Source organism: Dictyobacter formicarum (assembly GCF_016587435.1).
This window is the reverse complement of sequence record NZ_BNJJ01000001.1, coordinates 228218-246048: the sequence shown is the minus strand read 5'-3', so window position 1 is coordinate 246048 and position 17831 is coordinate 228218. Positions and strand designations below refer to the sequence as shown.

Sequence of the window (17831 nt, the reverse complement as noted above, 5' to 3'; positions counted from 1 at the left end):
TTATCTAAGCATGAAGGAGATATAACTAATCGGAACCCCTTCTCTTGTTTCTCCATCGTTCGTCTGGAAGATTTGCAGAATCAGACAATCATTTTCGACAATCATTCTACCATCCTGTGCTCCAGGGCGTCTATAATGACTACCAGACAGAGAACATGCCCCTCTGCTTTTGTAGGCAAGCTGGACTTTTCTTCAAAGGAAGAACCGGCTTCGAGAGGGCATGAGACCTGCCAGATAGACAACAAGAAGTAAAGAGGATAACTCATCAGAATGTGAGGAGAACAGTATGAAAATCAACCGTTTAGGACGCACGGGCTTAAAGGTTTCGGAAATCTGTCTTGGGACGATGACTTTTGGAAACCAGTGCGATGAACCGACGTCACGCGCCATTATGGACAAAGCGTTCGACTCTGGTGTTACCTTCTTTGATACCGCTGATGCCTATCCAATTGGCGGTGCTCTGGAGACCCAGGGCCGCACCGAAGAATATATCGGCAACTGGCTCAAAGGGCGACGCGAACAGATTGTGCTGGCTACCAAGTTCTTTTTCCCGATGGGTACTGGTCCCAATGATCGTGGTGGGTCGCGCAAGCATATCTTCCAGGCGGTTGAGGCCAGCCTACGCCGTTTGCAGACCGACTATATCGATCTGTATCAGATGCATTTTCCCGATTATGAAACGCCACTCGATGAGACGCTCGGAGCGCTGAATGACCTGGTTCATAGTGGCAAAGTGCGCTATATCGGCTGCTCCAACTATCCCGCCTGGTTGCTAGCCAAAGCGTTGTGGACTAGCGATATACTGGGACTGGCGCGCTTCGATTCGGTGCAGCCGCGCTACAATCTGTTGTTCCGTCACATTGAAGCGGAGCTGTTCCCGCTGGCTCAGGATCAGGGGATCGGTGTGATTAGCTACAATCCGCTGGCAGGCGGTGTGCTCACCGGACGCTATCAGCCCGGACAAGCTCCTCAGGAGGGAACACGCTTTACACTTGATCATGCCGGACAGCTTTATCGTGCTCGCTACTGGCAGGAGGCGCAGATGCGTGCCGTGAACCAGCTCAAGCAGTTGTGTGATGAGCGCCATGTGCAGGTGGCGCAGGTGGCTCTGGCCTGGGTGTTGGCTCAATCGGCAATTACCTCTGCCATTGTGGGGGCGAGCAAAGCTGAGCAACTTGATCAAACGCTCCCCGCCGCTGATCTTACCCTCGATGAGCAGCTGCTGGCAGCCTGTGATGATATCTGGTATCAGCTCCCCCGTGAGCGCGACAAAGATATAGCATTCCGCTAGCTCTGTCAGAAGAAGCAGATCCCAAAGGAGAAAATATGAGAGCAACCGTTTATCATGGACCCAGAGATATGCGCATCGACCAGGTCCCCGATCCCATCATTCAGGCACCAACCGATGTGGTGGCCCGTGTGACGCATGCGTGTATTTGTGGCTCGGATCTGTGATCCTATCGCGGTATCGATCCACGTAAGCCGGGAGATCGCATGGGGCACGAGTGGATGGGGATTGTCGAGGAGGCCGGGGCGGAGGTGCGCACCATCAAAAAAGGGGATCGCGTGATCTCACCTTTCGTGACATCGGATGGCACCTGCGAATTCTGTCGTGCGGGCTTGCAAAGCTCATGCGTGCATGTGGGGTTCTGGGGTGGTCCCAATGATGGAGGCCAGGGCGAAGCCGTTCGGGTCCCAGCGGATTGTCACCCGTTCAGCACCCGGTCTTCGCCCACGCGAACATGGCCTTGCGGAGAGCAGGCACCAGGGCACGTCCCCAGAACCTGATAATGAGGAGAAAGAACATGTCTGAATCTCAAGCGTAGATGGCTGCCGCGTTAGCTTCCTGATTGAGAGCTTCGAACTTGATACTGATTGAAGTAGGCATGCCAGGGATGCAGGTGCGGTTCAACAACTCGCGCCAGCACAAAGGGATCGTGTGCGACGATTTCTCTCGCCTGCGCTTCGTTGGCGACTTATCGTGGTATCGGCTACAAGACCGCGATGGGTATGGGGTGCGCCCAGGTCGTGTCAAATGCTATGTGAATTTTCGCTGCATGTTATCTCCCAAAGAAGCGTTGGGTGAATGTCGCGACAAAGCTGACCTCGATAAAAAGTCCGATGATCCCTTCATAGGCCGCGAGCGCTGTTTCAGGGTTGGCGAGCGAGTAGGTTCCCGGGAGAAAGCCACGCCCATGAAACGAGGTGATGCTGAAGATCAGCGCTTCGTTCCATGAAAGTCCGCCCGTGAAGTGGTAGCTGCCAGCAAAAGCTATTACTGTGAAGAGATAAATACCCAGGCTTCTTTCGGGTTTGTAGCCATAGCCAGCCAGAATATCGAGAAACCAGGAGAAGAGATAAGAGGCGCCCGCATGTATTCTCCCCCACAGAGCATGTAACCGCCGATGGAAGCCTGTATGTTCTCCTTCATTTTCAAAGAAGATGTCGGTTCCCCAGATGAGATAGAGCCAGAGGATAGCGCGCTGTAAGACCAGACCGCGATAGGCAAAAGGAACGGCTTCTTCACTCATACCTTGTGAGCGCATGGCATTGGCGAGTTGACGGTTGGCGCGAGCAGCGCCATGATACCTATCCATATGCCGCTGTTTTTCTTTGACTGATTTCTTACTGTCTTCGCGTATTGATAAAGCGCGGACCTGTGCCTCATCGCCCAACGGTACCATGCGCTTCCAGTTGATAAGCGAGAGGCTACAATCGTTCCAGTGGATATCAGCAAGCAGCACACAGCCCCATTGTTTATCATACAGCGTAACTTTTTCGAGGGCAGTGGCACTATCGAAATGAGCATTACGCAGGTCAGCTCCTGTGAGACAGGCTTTGCGCAGATAAGCCCCTTCCATGTGTGCATACATCATATTGGCTCCTTCGAGATGCGCCCTGCGCAGATAAGCCTGCTCTAAGTGGGCTTGAAAGAGCGTCGCTTTCTGCATATATGTGTAGCGAAGCGAGGCATGTTGCAGGAACGCGCCGCGTAGGATCGCCCCTTCCAAATGGGCCTCGCTCAAATCTGCCTGTTCCAGGTGTATGGCTGCCTGTTCTCGCTGCTCAAGTGTGGCTGCGATCCACTCTTTTTGGGTCAGGCCACCACGCAGGCAGGCAAGTGGTAGGCCACGCAAGTTGACGCGTCGCAGATCTGCTCCACGAAGGTCAAGTCCTTGTCGCTCTCGCTGGGTCGGATCACTCCAATCGATAGGGCCGCGGCCTTGCTCATAGTTTATCAGCAGCCATTCTATATCAGCCCTTGTGAGTTTTATACTTTTAAATGGATAGATATTTTGTTGAACATCAGGGACAATTGCTAAGCATTGACGCAAAAAATCCTGCCGTGTACTTTCGATCTCTGGCTCCTTACGCCAGGATGGAGCCGCAAAGGCGGTTTGCGTTCCTTCTATAGATTGTTGCTGACTATTCATTATGAGTACCGTCCATTCTACGCAAGATATATTAGCCATTTTTGACTGCAACTACGTGTTTTTAACTTGTTATAGTATATACTTTTCTGTGGCATTTAGTACTACTAGAATATAAATCCTGGCAATATCTGGCCAATGGGATGGGCTGAATAATCAATTGAACTATTATTGTTACACTTCATCTATACGACAAATCCGGCATACTTATTCTTTTCCACACGGAGTTCCTATACAAGCTCTGGTCTGTACTCGCTGTGGAAATATGCAGTTCTTCATCTCCCCTCAAGACTACGCTCGCAGAAGGTAAATTCTTCTCCATACTGTGTCCATCTTCACATCAGACCCAGCAAGAAGTGCTCAATAGCGTGCTGAATATCTCTTGCGTGCTGCTGAGCATCGATGGACTTTGATGTGATCTGTTTCAGCGTGGCACCTGCAATGGCATGAGCAAGAATGGCATGTGGTGTTTACCTCCTCTGGAGCTTGTCATAGATGAACTGAAGGGCTGTGTCCACCTGCGCTTCAGCCAGACCATGGATGATCAAGGGGCCAGGGAAACTGCTTGCCTGAAGGAGACGCAGATAGTGATCAAAGTCAAGGATCCCCTCTCCGGCAGCCCGGAAGGTATCATCTGCCCCTCGATCTTTGGCGTGGGCGATGACGATATGCTCTCCCAGTAGGTCAAAGGCCTCATCGAGGACCTGGCTCATCGGTCGTTCATCGCCTGGCACGACCAGGTTCGCAGGATCGATCACCACCTTCAGTCGTTGGGACTGCATCGCGGCGAGCAACGCGTGACCGTGCGCGGCGGTACTCACCACATTAGCCCGCTCCGGCTCAAAGGCCAGCGTCACCTGCTCTTCCTCAGCGATTCGCAGGGCAGCCTCCATCGCGCGTAAGAGATCAGACCAGGACTGAGGAGAAGAGTTCTCTGGATGCCACTGCCACATATCTACGGGATCGCGTGTCCCTGTACAAAGCGTAATGATGGCCGTTCCCAGACCCTGACAGGCAGCGGCCAACGTCCGTAATCGGCGCAGGCCCCTCTGTTGCACCTCTTGATCGGGATGGATCATGTTGTAGGTGCCAGAAACAGCAGCGATCTCGATGTCCCTGCTCTGCGCTGCCTCGCGAATATGAGTGATGAGGGCAGGGGCGATCTCATCTGGGAGAGATGGCACACCCGCGCAGGACAGATTAAACTGAACACACCTCAAGCCATGCGCTCTTACCGCATCGAACACGTCTTCTATGGTCGGACGAGCAAACGTCCTGGCAAAAATACCCAGGTGCATCACACGCCTCCTGTCACATCGGCCACGGAGACCCATGCGCCCGTTTCGACAGAACGCGAGATAGCCACGAGGGTGCGTACGACTGCGATCCCGTCTTCGATACTTGCTCCATGCTGAGGCACTCCGTGCAGAATTGCCTCTGCAAATCCCTCGATTTGTCGCTTGTAGACATGGGCATCGGCACCCAGGACGCGGTGATACTGTCCATCATGCACGCTGAAACATTCCACCTCACTGGAGCGCAGATACCAGGGATTGAAGGTCTTGCCAACGACACTGCCGTATTCCCCGTACACCTGAAAGCCCTCATGCCAGTCCATCCGCACCGCCATCGTCAGGTCAAGATGCCCAACGCTGCCATCGGCGAATTCCGCCGCAACAAACCAGCAATAGGCCCCAAACTTCTCGACAAGCCTGGCCTGGACACGGACAATCTCGCCACCCAGAAAGCGGGCCGTATCGACGAGGTGACTGGCGTGCCCCAATAAATAGTAACGTTGTTTGTCGGCTTTCGGGTTGCCTGCTGGTCGTCTAGCATGAGTACTCATCACGGGAATGGGTTGGAGATTGTCAGTCTCGACGTAGCGGTAGGTGGAGTCGCAATACCAGGCTTTGAGGGCAAGGAGTTGTCCGATCTCTTCTTGAATGAACTGATGGGCGAAGGCAATGCCCGGATCAAAGCGCTTCATTGTTCCGACCTGGAGCAGGCGCCCAGATGCCTGAACATCCTTGCGCAGCGCTTCACACTCCTCAACGCTCACGCCAAGCGGTTTTTCTACCAGCACATGCTTGCCAGCAGCAAGTGCCCTGGAAGCCATGGAGGTGTGAAACTGGTCGGCTGTCGCCACAATGATCGCTTCGACGTGCGGATCTGCGAGCATCTCGTCGTAGTCCAGATAGGTGACGTGTGGATGGTGGATCGCAGCCATCTGGGTGACCAGGTCGTCTGCCAGATCACAGATGGCGTACAATTCAGCGTTACGTGCCTTGCGACAGGCTTCAAAATGAGCTGCCTGTGCAATTGGGCCTGCTCCTACCACCCCTATTCTGAGTAATCGTGCTTCTTTCTCGATCATCTTCTTTCCCTGTTTTCCTGGTCCGCGTCCTCTATCTCCTTGAGGCTGTTGTTGCTCTCCAGGAAGATCCGTGTGAAATGCAAAGGCTTCATTCCCGCGTCGGTTCTGGTAACGACCAGAGCCATTGAAAGGTCTGGTCGAGGTCCACACTGTTATAGGCCAGTGACCCCATTACGACCGTATCGGCTCCGGCTGCGCGTAAAGCGGAAACCGTCTGCTCACGAATGCCACCATCAGCGGCAATCTTGATCGTGTCAGCATACCCAGTAGCGTTCAACAAGCGTTGCATGGCACGAATACGTGGGCATGCTTGTGCTGCGAGATTCTGTCCTTTCAGCCCGATGACGGTTCCCATCATCGTGACGAGAACGATGCGATCAAGATAGGGAACCACGGCTTCGATAGGAGTATCTAATCCGAGTGCAAGGCCAGCTTCGACGTGCTCTTGTTGAATCGCATCCAGCGCCTCTGGTACTGTAGCCCCGTTCTCAGCATGGATCGTAATGAGATCAGCACCAGCCCGGCTAAAGTCTGCAATCTGCTGAAAAAGGGCGGCTCCTTCTGCCATCAAATGGACGTGAAAGAGCGTCCTGGTAAGTGGACGTAACCTGGCAACCAGATCAGGAAAAAATAAGAGTAGCGGTGCAAAATGACCGTCTGAGGCATCGATATGATAGAGGTCTGCATAGCGTTGCGTTCTTCCTATTTCGTCGCCTAGATGAGCAAGATCGGCGGACCAGAGCGAGAGCTCTGCCAGGAGACGGTTGTCTGGAAACACTTGCCAGAGACTCATATGCTTTCTCCTTCACTCGGATGAGTCGCAATCAATGGGTGTGAATCACGTCTCAAACCTGACTGATGAACATTCGTTTTTCTAATGGTTACTTACATTTTGATTTGTTTTCGTTTCTAAAATAGAAAGTAACACATAATAAAAAGAAAGTCAAATAGAAAATACTTGCGCCTATTCGAACCTATCTGCTATACTGAAGCCATGAATATGAAGCATCGACCGCATGAAGAACCTGTCTTTGCAGATGAGCGCCAGCAACAGATCATCGATCTCATCGTTGCGCATGGCAAGGTTCGTACTGCTCAGCTAACCACGCTTTTCGGCGTGACTGAACCAACCTTACGCAAGGATCTCAGTGTGTTGGAGGAGCGCGGTTTGTTGAAACGGACCCATGGAGGAGCTATTGCTGTTCGTCCTCCACTAGAACAGGAAGTAGCCAATCGTGCCGCCCATAATGCTGAGGCAAAGCAAGCGATTGCATTGGCATGTGTACAAGAGATCAGCGATAGAGATGCCATTTTCCTGGATAGTGGAACAACAGTTTCCCAGATTGCCCGGAACCTGGGGCGAAGTGGCCGCTATGTGACCGTATTGACGAATGCGCCGGCAGTAGTGGAAATCATTGCAGATCTCCCAACTGTGACCCATGTGCTACTCGGCGGACACTTTCGTCGTATCAGTGGGTCTCTGGTTGGGCCACTCGCGCTGGAAAATCTGGCCCGTTTCACCATCAACACCGCCTTTATTGGAGTCAGTGGTCTCTCCGAGAGTGGCATCACGGTCTCTGACCTCAATGAGGCGCAACTGAAAGCGGCGGTCATTGCACGGGCACAGCGAGTGATCGTCCCCATCGATCACACGAAAATCGGCACCGTTGACTTTGCGCGAGTGAGTGAAATAGATGAGATTGATGTGGTGGTGACAGACCAGGAAAACCTCTACCTTCAGAAATGGTGTAGTAGCCACAACATTCGGCTCGTGGTGGCATCTCCCAAGTCACAAGGGATGTGATGCTATCGCAAAGGGGTTTCAAATGGGCTCCCCATGCCCTGGAGATGCTTGTTCAAATGGAGCAGCAGTGCCGCCGTCCAGCTCTGCTGACTGCATCCCATCCCTGCGCCAGTTTGGGAATTGAAACACTCACAAAAATGACCATCTTGTAGTATGACCGTATACAAGCGCCCAGCTATGTCCCGATACTCATGATCATATCCATATTTCCTGAGGACCTCAAGCATAAAATAAGCTACTGGCGGCCACATCGGTCCTCGCCACCATTTATCAGGGTGGTACGTCTCCTCATCATAGGAGACGCTTGGGAACGGAACAGCGCCAACGAAGCGTTGCGGGTCTAGCAATGTCTGCTCAATCATCCTTCGAGCTTTTTTCTCATCGATGGGTACACCGACAAGAAGCGGCAGAAAACAGGCTGGTGTTTTGATTGTAAGCTTCTCTCCTGTTTCCACCAGAACATCCTGAAAGAGATTTTCCACCGGGTCGTAGAGCATCTCGACCAACCTGGTCGCAAACCTTTCAGCCTGCTCCTCGAGGTCATTTGCAATCCTGGTGTCTCCAACGATATGCGCAAGCTCAGCACAGGCACGCATGTGTAAGAGCAGATAACTGTTCATATCAACAGCGAGAATCGGCCCTTTGTCCATGCGAGGTGTGTCATCCCAACCGGTCTCTAGAGGCGTAGGACAGAAGAACAGACCATATCTGCTCATACGTTGGGTCTGCCACCAGCGCATATTCTTCAGGAGTGCTGGTAGCACGGCCCGTGCGAACTCTTTATTTTTTCGTTGTTTCACGAGCCGTAAGGCAGCCCAGCCTACCAATGGGGGCTGCGTGTCCCTGGGGCGCATCCAGGTGGAGCACAGAAAATGGGCCATTTTCCCATCCGGCCGCAGGGCCTCTGTCAATAGCAGCAGAGCATCCTCAGCAAGCCGAGGATCCATATCTTCTAAACCCAGGATGGTCAGGCAAGCATCCCAGAGAAAGTGCGCTGGATAGTTCCCACGATTAGGGAAAGCCGCGATTCGTCCAGCCAGAAATCCTGGGGCCTGGCATGCGTTAAAGGCCAGGATAGACACCGCTTGCGCAAGAATGTTCTCCTCACGAGGGTCATGGGCGTGATAAACAAGGTTTCCAGCAGCCCTTCTGAACCACTCACGTGAAAGGTCTGTTGCCTCCTTAACCGTCGAGGGTGCTGCAAGGAGACGCTGTCGAAGGATCTCGTGAGAAACATCGAGGAGCTGCACCGAAAAACTCAGTACCAGTCGGCCAGACTCGTTTGGTCCGAACCGCAGAGGTGTGGTGATCCCATCCCCACTGATTTGCTTCCCACACACCAGGCGTAGACCGACCAGGAGCGGAAAACTGAGATCGGGATCGCGAGGATCTGTGGTGGGTAGGTATCCTTCCAAGATGTAGAGAGATGGTTCCTCCGCACCGTGTCTGCGGGCTTCCGAAATCGGAGCTGTGGTTGCCAGATGGAACTGGATATCATCCAGTCCTGTACATTCTATCACCCAAGAATTGTGATCATAGAATGCATATGCAACACTTGCATAATCAAAGAGCTGAAGAACAGAGAGTGCGGTTGTTTTGACGGCACGTGGTTTTTGCGGAAGGGTGAAGAAGGGAGAGCCGAGGGTCGTTGTTTTCCGATTATAGTGGAGAAACAAGTGAGCAATTCCCGCATTCTCATTGAACCCCAGACCAATATCAGAATAGAAAGGGCTCCATGATCGATGTTCGTGTGCATAGTTCAAATCGTCACCGAGGTTGGCGAGGATCTGATCAGCAAAAAGGTCTTTGTGGGGACTCGGTCTCATTCGTTCCTCCTGGCTATCTCGTCAATAGGCATCTTATAGATCTGGAAATACAATATAGGGTGCATTATACGGATTGCATTCTTATTGCTTTTTCATTTGTAGGCGTGCCAGGCGCTCATTATCTTGTTTCAGTCGTGTTTCAGCCTTTACCAGTAGCTCCGCAACTCGCTCCTGTGGCCAGATAACCACGCCATCATCATCGGCAATGACCAGATCACCATCACGTATCACCTTGCCACCAATCGAGACCGTACCACCAACGATGGCAGGTCCATTTTTCTTTGGTGCAATTGGTGTGACGCCGCGACACCATACCGCGAAGCTCATTTCACGGATCTCACGGGAATCACGTACGAGCCCATCGGTGACAAGGCCTGCAATGCCACCATTCTGCATTTCCAGTGCCATCAAGCCACCCAACGTAGCAGTACGTGATGTGCTACCACCAGCTACGACCAGGACCGTACCTGGCGCAGGTAGATTCTCTAACACCTTGCGGACAGACAGATTATCATCCTGACTCATCAGAACCCCATAAGCAGGACCCACAACCAACGAGTTTGCTTGTAGAGGAAGTATATTGCTGGGGAGAACACCTTCACCTTCACTCGCGTCCGATGCAAGTGTCGCGTTAAGCCACTCTGGGAATTTTTCCATAAATCTTTGCGTCTACCTCTCATACATTGCTTGTTCGCTTGTTTAGTATATCTCTCATGAGGTAGAAAACGCAATGCTGGTGGCACAAAATCTTATTTTGTACTTTTCAATAAGAATATATCTGAAGGCCATCACCATGGGAAGCCAGGTACCCCCGTACGGGCGGGTGCATACGCACCCGAGCATCTTTTATATGTTGTTGCAACCTGTGCGCTTTGCGCACAGGTTGCAACAACATATAAAAGATGTATTGAGCGCCACAGGAGCGTAGCGTCAGGGAGAACGGATAAAGATTCCCCTTTCCTTACTGCTCACTATAGGCCCAGTAGTGAAATTCATTCCAATCAAGACTTGAGGAAACGAACTGGATGGTAATCGTGATCGACTTCTTGTCATTAGTGAATGAGGCAGGGATCTGGAAATCATTCTCGCGCCAATGGGAGGTACTGTTGCCACCAGCCTGATACCAGGTACCAACCAGGGTACCATCAACCAGAATATTCGCTTTCTGGTTGATGATCCCTTGATCGAAGCGGCGGCGCAGAATCACTCCAGTGTTGTTCGGATTAATAGCCATGGTAAAGGTGCTACTGCCGGTGAAAGCGCGTCCATCGTCGGCTATGGTAGTCGGACTGTCGCTACCCTCAAATTGGAATGACGGCGTGCCTGTCCAGGTCTGACCCTTGATCTGGTAGTGATGGGCCTGTTCACTGGCGACATTCCCCACATCAAGCGTATCAGTCAGGGTTGCATGTGCCGGTTGGAGATAGTAATATGCCAGATCCCAATAGTTCGCGTTCACGTCGTCAACACCTCCATGTTCGATCGAGACATGGATGGAGGTATGGAACGGCACGGCATCTTGCAAGAACAGACGATATGCGGTCGTCTCGTTGCTTGTACTGGTAGAGAGACCAACTGGATTCCCAGACATTTGATTCGAATAGGGGCCATTTAGGAAGTACCAGCCCCCATTGAAGAAATCTTCGGTGCCTGTGCCCTGGATCGAGGGACTGCCACTGCCATCGACGAAGATCCTCTCGTCACCTTCCAGGAAAGAACGGTTTAGTGGACCACTCATCGACTGTACGACGCCGAGAAATTGCCCGGCGCCCTGTGTATTCAGGATTAACGCATCGGTGCCGGTCGTTGTGGGCGTCTCTGAGTTGAACTGGGTTGAGAAGTAACCCACATCATGGAGAGAGCCGGTAAAGGGTTTGTACTGGATCTCATAAGAGATGTTGCTGGTTGTCGAGCTGCGTTGACTGACCAGGTCGATATGCGCGTGATTGGCGAAAGGCATGGGGAAGTACAGATAGAGCCAATCGCTCTGGTCCAACCCCATCATCAAAGCCTGTGTTGAACCAACGCCGAATTGACCCAGACCAAAGAGAGAACCGATGGGGGCGTAGACGCTGGGGGTGACTTGATTATCCCAGGTGATTCTCAGCCAGGTGTTGTTCAGCGTGTCAACGGTTGCGCTATCAGTAGTCGGATAGGTAAACGTGCGTGTGCCCGTCCAGGTTTGATTGACGATCGTATAACTGTGGGCTGTCTCCGAGGCAGTGTTACCCACATCGAGGGTGTCCGTGAGCGTCTTTTGGTTGTCGCCGATGATCGAATAGGCCCAGTAGGTAAATTCGGTCCAATCAGTATCTGAAGAGACAGATGTAACCTTAATGGTAATCGAACTTTTGCCTGCGGTAAATGACGAAGGAATGAAGAACGAACTATCGCGCCACCTGTTCACCGCATCCGACTCGCTATTGAACCAGGTGCCAACTAACTGGCCATCGACCGAGACGGTTGCTTTTTGATTGCCGATGCCATAATCCAACCGCCGCGTCAGGTTGACCCCGGTATTGTTCGGATTGAGAGCCATCGTGAAGCTGCTACTACCAGTAAAGGCGCGTCCATCATCGGTTGGATTGGCTGGAAGAACTGCAGGAGGATAAGTAAACGTGCGTGTGCCCGTCCAGGTTTGATTAACGATCGTATAACTGTGGGCTGTCTCTGAGGCAGTGTTACCTACATTGAGGGTATCCGTGAGCACCTTTTGGTTGCCGACGATCGAGTAGGCCCAATAGGTAAATTCGTTCCAATCGATATCTGAGGAGACAAATGTGACCTTAATGGTAATCGAACTTTTGCCTGCGGTGAAAGATTGAGGGATAGAGAAGGTGCTATCGAGCCACCTGTTCGCCTGATCCGAGCCACTATCGAACCAGGTACCAACTAACTGGCCATCGACCGAGACGGTTGCTTTTTGATTGCCGATGCCATAATCCAACCGTCGCGTCAGGTTGACCCCGGTATTGTTTGGATTGAGAGCCATTGTGAAGCTACTACTGCCAGTGAAGGCGCGTCCATCATCGGTCGCTTTCACAGCTGGCGCCGTACGCGTTTGAGCCACATCGGGAATGTGCAATTTGATTGATTGGATTTCCCGATGACCATTGATATCGAGCAAAGGTTGGGTTGCGCCAGCAGCTAGATTGAATGTACCAGAAGTGACCGTATTGCCAGCAGTGGAGATCGGATCATTCCCGGCATTCATCCACTCATTTCGCGCAGCAGTACTGTCTTCCGCACCGGTCCACGTCATAACGTTCGTATCAGAACTATAAACATGGTAGCCGAGATTGTAGTAGTAGCCACCAGTGTTTGTGGTAATCTTGATTGCACTGTGGAAAGATAGCGGAACATAGGAAACGAAGCCGCCACTAGACGCCGCATCGGTAGCGACGAGAGGTGAGAGAAAGGGCGGGGTACTTCCATCGAAAAGATGGATCAGAGGCATATCGATCTTCGGAGTTGAGGAACCATCGAAGTAAACCTTGATGATCGTGTTGGCCTGATCAAAGCCTGTGAACCACATACGATATACCGTGCCCGGTCCTGTGAGATCGAGGAGGACGTGATCGCCGTGACTATCGGTATAGAGGAAGTTACCCCAGTCACCATTACCGCCGGTCCGATCAAAGCTAGACTGCCCTGCGGCGGCGGTGTCAGTCTTCAGATAGGGTAAGCGATCAAGAGAAGTAAGCGCGCTCAGCCCCTGAGGTCCGGTCGTAGCAGCGTGAGCAACTAAAGACTGCGCGGAGAAAAACGAAAAGCCGAACAACAAACTGGCGCTCAGAGCAAGAAGGCATTGGAAAAAGCGAAGACGCCGTTGTGTAGACATGAAGAGATTCCTTTCTTCACTGAAACAACATTCGATTTCAATCCTTGAAATACCTCGTGACGCCTGGGAAGTGACCTCGTTATGTCATGACTAACCTTCTTTCATTTGAATTGACACTCCCCGCCATAAATGGTCGAGGCTTCTTCTTTCCTCCATCTGGTTTGCTCACTGCCGTTATTGGCAAGAAGGAGAAGTCGAATGTCCAGAAGCGTTTCATACACTCACGGGTGCATCCGTTCCCATATGCCCTACGGATACTGAGAGCTTTTTGTGAAATGCTCACTGCAGCGTTGTGCTGCTTTGTGATAATGACGAGGGCTCTCGATGATATGCTCTTCGGGTTTCTTGTTTTTGCAGTAGTCATAGCCACAGCTTGAATATTTGCCATAATTTCTTTGGCACATCTCTTTCATACGCGAAGATGGAGAAAACCTTTTCAAAGCTGGTGATTTACCTCTACAGGGAGTATAGAGTAAAGGTAATCAGCCTGTCAAGCCTCATATGCTCTTTAAAGGCAAAATATGCGGTGCTGTGCCCCTTGACAAAACGCCGTTTGAGCCGGTATCATCTGTGTAAAGCTCTGGTGCATGAGGATCTGACGTGAAAAGGTTTTCACAATAATCATGCTGAAGGATTTCCAGTGATGTGGTTTCAGGTGCAAAGGAGGCACAGCGAGCAATGAATACCATAGCAGGTGCAGGAAACAACGAAGTGCTGCCTGTTTCCAGAGAAGATGGGAAAATTCCCCTGCTCGAGATGGTGAAGATCACCAAAAGATTTCCTGGGGTGCAGGCTCTCAATGAGGTGTCACTCAGTATCCAGGCCGGGGAGGTCCGCGCCCTCTTAGGCGAAAACGGGGCTGGAAAATCGACGCTCATGAATATTTTGGATGGCGTCTTCTCTGAGTACGGTGGTGAGATTCTGATTGATGGTCGGACCGTTTCGATCCACACCCCCCGAGATGCCCAGAAGTTAGGGATTGCTATGATCCACCAGGAACTGAACCTCGTGCCTGAACTCTCCATTGCCGATAACATCTTCCTGGGTCGCGAACTGCGCACCAACTGGGGAACGCTTGACCGCAAACGTATGCGACAGGAAACGGCTGCCCTACTAGCTGAATTGGATATAGTCATTCCGCCAGATCGTCCTGTGCGTCTCCTGCGTCTCGCGGAGCAGCAGTTAATCGAGGTAGCCAAGGCTCTTTCCCTCAAGGCGCGGATCCTGATTATGGATGAGCCAACATCCGCCCTGGCCGATGCAGAGGTTGCGCGCCTATTTCGCATAATCCATCGGTTGAGCGCGTCTGGTGTGGCGATTTTCTATATTTCTCATCGCCTTGAAGAATTGCTGGGACTTGCTCATACGGTGACTGTTTTGCGTGACGGTGAGTTGATAGGGACCCATCAATTGACAAGCGTGACGCGCAGTGACTTGATCCGTATGATGGTTGGTCGCCCACTGCACGAGGTCTTTCCTAAAACTGAGGAGACTTCGTTACCAGAACAAGAGCTTTTACGGGTCGAGCATCTGAGTCTGAACCGTCGCGAGGGTGAGAGCCATCGCCCTTTGTACGATATATCGTTTCGCTTGTGCGCCGGAGAAATTATTGGCCTTGCCGGTCTCATGGGCGCGGGGCGAACCGAGGTACTGGAAACGATTTTCGGCGTCTACCCACGTCATCGAGTCAGCGGTAATGTGTATCTCAAAGGGAAGCTGCTCAATGCCCGCTCACCGCGTCAGGCAATCCGCCATGGATTGGCCTTCGCTACAGAAGATCGCAAGAGTCAGAGTTTGATTACGCGGCTCTCCGTTGCTTTTAATATTACGTTAGCTGCACTCAAACTTTTTACATCTACCACGTTTATTAACCGAAAAAAAGAAGATGTTGCAGTTATTGAATCGATTCATCGTCTACGTATTAAGACCTCGCAGGCGAGCACCGTTGTGGATACCCTCTCTGGCGGCAATCAGCAAAAGGTCGTGCTGGCAAAATGTCTGTTGACCCAGCCCCAGGTTATCTTGCTCGATGAGCCAACGCGGGGCATCGATGTCGGGGCCAAGGCTGAGATTTATGAGCTAATGAGTCGTCTGGCCAGGAGTGGCATCGGTATCATTCTGGTTTCTTCGGAATTACTTGAACTGTTAGGCATGTGCGATCGTATTCTGGTGCTTTGCGAAGGATCGCTGACTGGAGAGTTCCGACGAGGTGAAGTGACGCAAGAGATGATCCTGGAAGCTGCTACTACCCAGCAGGTGCGAGTGAATGCGAGCAAGCATTCAATCTGAAAGATCACAGGGAAAGGTGAAGAACATATGAAGGCTGATCTTGGAAATCCTGCGGTACAAGAGACAAGTATTCCTCCATCGCGGCGAGAAAGACTGAAGCGTATCCTGGCAATACTTGGTTCGCTGCAGGGATATATCGGGCTTATTTTGATCGTGGGCTTTGGCATTCTTTCCAAAGGAAGTATATTTTGGGATGGGGTCAATTTGACGAATGCCATTGGTGACTTTTCCTCGCGCGGCATTCTGGCGGTGGGTGAGACGCTGGTGATTTTGATTGCCGGAATCGATCTTTCCGTTGGCTCACTGTTGGGTTTCTGTTCAATGACAGCGGCCCTGCTCTTGACAACGCGAGGACTAAATCCCATAGAGATTATCCTGATCTCGATGATCGTTGGAGCTACTTTTGGCTTTTTGAATGGCTTTGCCACTTCGTGGCTGCGTATCCAATCCTTTATTGTCACCCTGGCTATGCTCAGTATCGCGCGTGGTCTTGATCGGCAATTGAGCAATAATGTCAGCGTGGGTACCCAGACGGTGATGGCAAATGGCCAGTTGACTCCCAATTCAAGCGCTTTTCAACTCTTGGGAACGCCGGGACACAATCTTTTCACATTCACCCTGCCATTTGTAGGCCAGGTTGGCATTTATTATCCGGTGTTGGCTTTTCTCGTCGTTTGCATTATTTTCCAATTTATCCTCTCAAGAACCCGTTTTGGACGGCATATTTACGCGGTGGGCGGCAATCCAACAGCGGCTCGGCTCTCCGGGGTAAACGTTACGCTCATCACAATTGCGGTTTTCACGCTCTCTGGTATGCTGGCAGGCTTTGCCGGTCCAATCGACGCGGCTTATAGCGCCTCTGCAGATCCTCTGGCCGGTCAATCTTTTGAACTGGACGCCATCGCTGCCGCCGTCATTGGTGGGGCCAGCCTGGTTGGAGGCAAAGGCACAATCATCGGAACATTGGTTGGGGCACTGATCCTAACACTTCTGGACAATGTGATGGGTCTGAATGCAGTGAGTGACAACTGGCAACTCGTGATCAAAGGATTGATCGTGATCGTAGCGGTTGTCCTGCAACGCCCTGGTGTTTTCACATCTGTCCTTGTGTATATTCGTCCTATCGTCACCAGAATTCGCTCCGAAAGGAGGGAAAGCCCAGAGTCTGAGTGAACTGATAACGATGTCATGTACCATTCCAAAGAAAGGGTATCTCTTGTGAAAAGACTTCTCGTGAGAATGCTCACCTTCGGTGTTTTCATCACCGTACTCATTGCTCTAGTCTCCTGCGGCCAGGGTCCATCGACAACCGCGACCACGACATCAAAAAAGGTATTTGTAGTGGGCTATTCGCAGTCCAACAACGCCGAGCCTTACCGCGCTCAGCTTAACCTGCAGCTCGAATATTTCATGAAGAAGTATCCAGATCTCAAGCTGCTGCCGATCACTGATGCGCATCAGGATAGCACTACTCAGGTAGGTCATGTTCAAAGCTTCATTGCTCAACATGTTGATGTGTTGATTGTATCTCCCAATGAGCCAGCGCCATTGACTGCCCCGATTGAGCAGGCTTGCGCCGCCCACATCCCGGTGATTATTCTGGATCGCTCGGTGAATACTGACTGCTACACCTCATTTATCGGCGGCGATAATGTGCTTGCTGGCGAGAAAGCTGGACAAGAAGCGCTTCAATTGCTCCCGAATGGTGGCAATGTGGTCGAACTGCAGGGTATTCTGAGTGATCAGCCACAGATTGATCGTGACAAAGGTTTCCGCGCGGCTATCGCGGCTAATCCCAAGATCAAAATCATTGCTAGCCGCGAGGCCAAGTGGCTCAAGCCCAATGCAACCACGATCATGCAACAATGGCTGAGTCAGTACCCCAAAATTGACCTGGTTTATGGGCAAAATGATCCCATGGCCCTGGGCGCGTATCTCGCAGCTTCTGGCGTTGGCAAGGCAAGTCGGATGAAATTCATTGGCACTGACGGCCTGGCAATCCCTGATGGTGGGATTCGGGCTGTTCAGCAGGGGCAATTAGCCTTCACCAATATCTATCCCACTTGCGCACAGCAGGCTGCCGAATACGCAGAGAATATTGTGCATCATCAGTCAGTGCAACACCGACTGACCCTGGGGATAACGGAGGTGACTCCTGAGAACGCACCTGCTCTGTACAAACAGTATTACCTAGGAAGCTAACCATCTTAAATTTCGGCTTTGCGGAGACCCCCTGGGGAGGAAGCAAAGCCGCTCCTTTTAAAAC

The 17831-nt window shown here is 51.7% G+C and carries 12 protein-coding genes and 1 pseudogene; 6 read left to right on the top strand and 7 right to left on the bottom strand.

What is annotated here, in order from left to right; genetic code table 11:
* Positions 1-286 precede the first annotated feature (286 nt).
* Positions 287-1291, top strand: coding sequence for an aldo/keto reductase (locus JMI88_RS01015; RefSeq protein ID WP_201359893.1), 1005 nt, complete (start codon positions 287-289; stop codon positions 1289-1291).
* Between the two features lie 35 nt (positions 1292-1326).
* Positions 1327-1698: pseudogene (locus tag JMI88_RS40460) on the top strand (alcohol dehydrogenase catalytic domain-containing protein); the annotation flags it as partial.
* A gap of 362 nt (positions 1699-2060) precedes the next feature.
* Here the strand turns inward: JMI88_RS40460 and JMI88_RS01000 are convergent.
* The 4 genes from JMI88_RS01000 to JMI88_RS00985 all read right to left on the bottom strand — a co-directional run bounded on the left by JMI88_RS01000 (position 2061) and on the right by JMI88_RS00985 (position 6598).
* Entirely contained in the window at positions 2061-3434 is a 1374-nt protein-coding gene (locus JMI88_RS01000; RefSeq protein ID WP_201359890.1) for a pentapeptide repeat-containing protein, read from the bottom strand.
* A 467-nt stretch (positions 3435-3901) separates the two neighbouring features.
* A complete protein-coding gene (locus JMI88_RS00995) occupies positions 3902-4729 on the bottom strand; it encodes a sugar phosphate isomerase/epimerase family protein (RefSeq protein ID WP_201359889.1) in 828 nt (275 codons plus the stop codon).
* The gene (locus JMI88_RS00990; RefSeq protein WP_201359888.1) at positions 4729-5805 is read right to left on the bottom strand and encodes a Gfo/Idh/MocA family protein; all 1077 of its coding nucleotides are present in this window, start codon (positions 5803-5805) and stop codon (positions 4729-4731) included. Before JMI88_RS00990 ends, JMI88_RS00995 begins: the two co-directional genes overlap by 1 nt.
* A gap of 88 nt (positions 5806-5893) precedes the next feature.
* Positions 5894-6598 carry a ribulose-phosphate 3-epimerase gene (locus JMI88_RS00985; RefSeq protein ID WP_201359887.1) on the bottom strand — a complete coding sequence of 235 codons (705 nt, stop codon included), beginning with the start codon at positions 6596-6598 and terminating at the stop codon, positions 5894-5896.
* 207 nt (positions 6599-6805) lie between these two features.
* On the opposite strand from JMI88_RS00985, the gene JMI88_RS00980 reads away from it, so the two are divergent.
* The gene (locus JMI88_RS00980) at positions 6806-7609 is read left to right on the top strand and encodes a DeoR/GlpR family DNA-binding transcription regulator (protein WP_201359886.1); all 804 of its coding nucleotides are present in this window, start codon (positions 6806-6808) and stop codon (positions 7607-7609) included.
* 2 nt (positions 7610-7611) lie between these two features.
* Here the strand turns inward: JMI88_RS00980 and JMI88_RS00975 are convergent, their stop codons facing one another.
* From JMI88_RS00975 to JMI88_RS00965, 3 genes are all read right to left on the bottom strand, one after another.
* Entirely contained in the window at positions 7612-9435 is a 1824-nt protein-coding gene (locus JMI88_RS00975) for an amylo-alpha-1,6-glucosidase (RefSeq protein WP_201359885.1), read from the bottom strand.
* An 81-nt stretch (positions 9436-9516) separates the two neighbouring features.
* Entirely contained in the window at positions 9517-10092 is a 576-nt protein-coding gene (locus JMI88_RS00970) for an RraA family protein (protein ID WP_201359884.1), read from the bottom strand.
* A gap of 304 nt (positions 10093-10396) precedes the next feature.
* On the bottom strand, positions 10397-13276 hold the full coding sequence (locus tag JMI88_RS00965) for a glycoside hydrolase family 172 protein (RefSeq protein ID WP_201359883.1): 2880 nt from the start codon (positions 13274-13276) through the stop codon (positions 10397-10399).
* A gap of 756 nt (positions 13277-14032) precedes the next feature.
* Here JMI88_RS00965 and JMI88_RS00960 point away from each other — a divergent pair.
* From JMI88_RS00960 to JMI88_RS00950, 3 genes are read left to right on the top strand one after another with little or no spacing between them, the layout of a single operon-like run.
* Positions 14033-15565 carry a sugar ABC transporter ATP-binding protein gene (locus JMI88_RS00960; protein WP_373323726.1) on the top strand — a complete coding sequence of 511 codons (1533 nt, stop codon included), beginning with the start codon at positions 14033-14035 and terminating at the stop codon, positions 15563-15565.
* A gap of 27 nt (positions 15566-15592) precedes the next feature.
* Positions 15593-16738 carry an ABC transporter permease gene (locus tag JMI88_RS00955; RefSeq protein ID WP_201359881.1) on the top strand — a complete coding sequence of 382 codons (1146 nt, stop codon included), beginning with the start codon at positions 15593-15595 and terminating at the stop codon, positions 16736-16738.
* Positions 16739-16783: 45 nt separating this feature from the next.
* Positions 16784-17767, top strand: coding sequence for a substrate-binding domain-containing protein (locus tag JMI88_RS00950; RefSeq protein WP_201359880.1), 984 nt, complete (start codon positions 16784-16786; stop codon positions 17765-17767).
* Positions 17768-17831 lie beyond the last annotated feature (64 nt).

What these genes read in the sequence shown, in the direction of transcription:
- JMI88_RS00985 (WP_201359887.1), bottom strand. Translation starts at nt 6,598, where the DNA reads ATGAGTCTCTGGCAAGTGTTTCCAGACAACCGTCTCCTGGCAGAGCTC.
- JMI88_RS01000 (WP_201359890.1), bottom strand. Translation starts at nt 3,434, where the DNA reads ATGAATAGTCAGCAACAATCTATAGAAGGAACGCAAACCGCCTTTGCG.
- JMI88_RS00955 (WP_201359881.1), top strand. Translation starts at nt 15,593, where the DNA reads ATGAAGGCTGATCTTGGAAATCCTGCGGTACAAGAGACAAGTATTCCT.
- JMI88_RS00980 (WP_201359886.1), top strand. Translation starts at nt 6,806, where the DNA reads ATGAAGCATCGACCGCATGAAGAACCTGTCTTTGCAGATGAGCGCCAG.
- JMI88_RS00970 (WP_201359884.1), bottom strand. Translation starts at nt 10,092, where the DNA reads ATGGAAAAATTCCCAGAGTGGCTTAACGCGACACTTGCATCGGACGCG.
- JMI88_RS00995 (WP_201359889.1), bottom strand. Translation starts at nt 4,729, where the DNA reads ATGCACCTGGGTATTTTTGCCAGGACGTTTGCTCGTCCGACCATAGAA.
- JMI88_RS00965 (WP_201359883.1), bottom strand. Translation starts at nt 13,276, where the DNA reads ATGTCTACACAACGGCGTCTTCGCTTTTTCCAATGCCTTCTTGCTCTG.
- JMI88_RS01015 (WP_201359893.1), top strand. Translation starts at nt 287, where the DNA reads ATGAAAATCAACCGTTTAGGACGCACGGGCTTAAAGGTTTCGGAAATC.
- JMI88_RS00975 (WP_201359885.1), bottom strand. Translation starts at nt 9,435, where the DNA reads ATGAGACCGAGTCCCCACAAAGACCTTTTTGCTGATCAGATCCTCGCC.
- JMI88_RS00960 (WP_373323726.1), top strand. Translation starts at nt 14,033, where the DNA reads ATGGTGAAGATCACCAAAAGATTTCCTGGGGTGCAGGCTCTCAATGAG.
- JMI88_RS00990 (WP_201359888.1), bottom strand. Translation starts at nt 5,805, where the DNA reads ATGATCGAGAAAGAAGCACGATTACTCAGAATAGGGGTGGTAGGAGCA.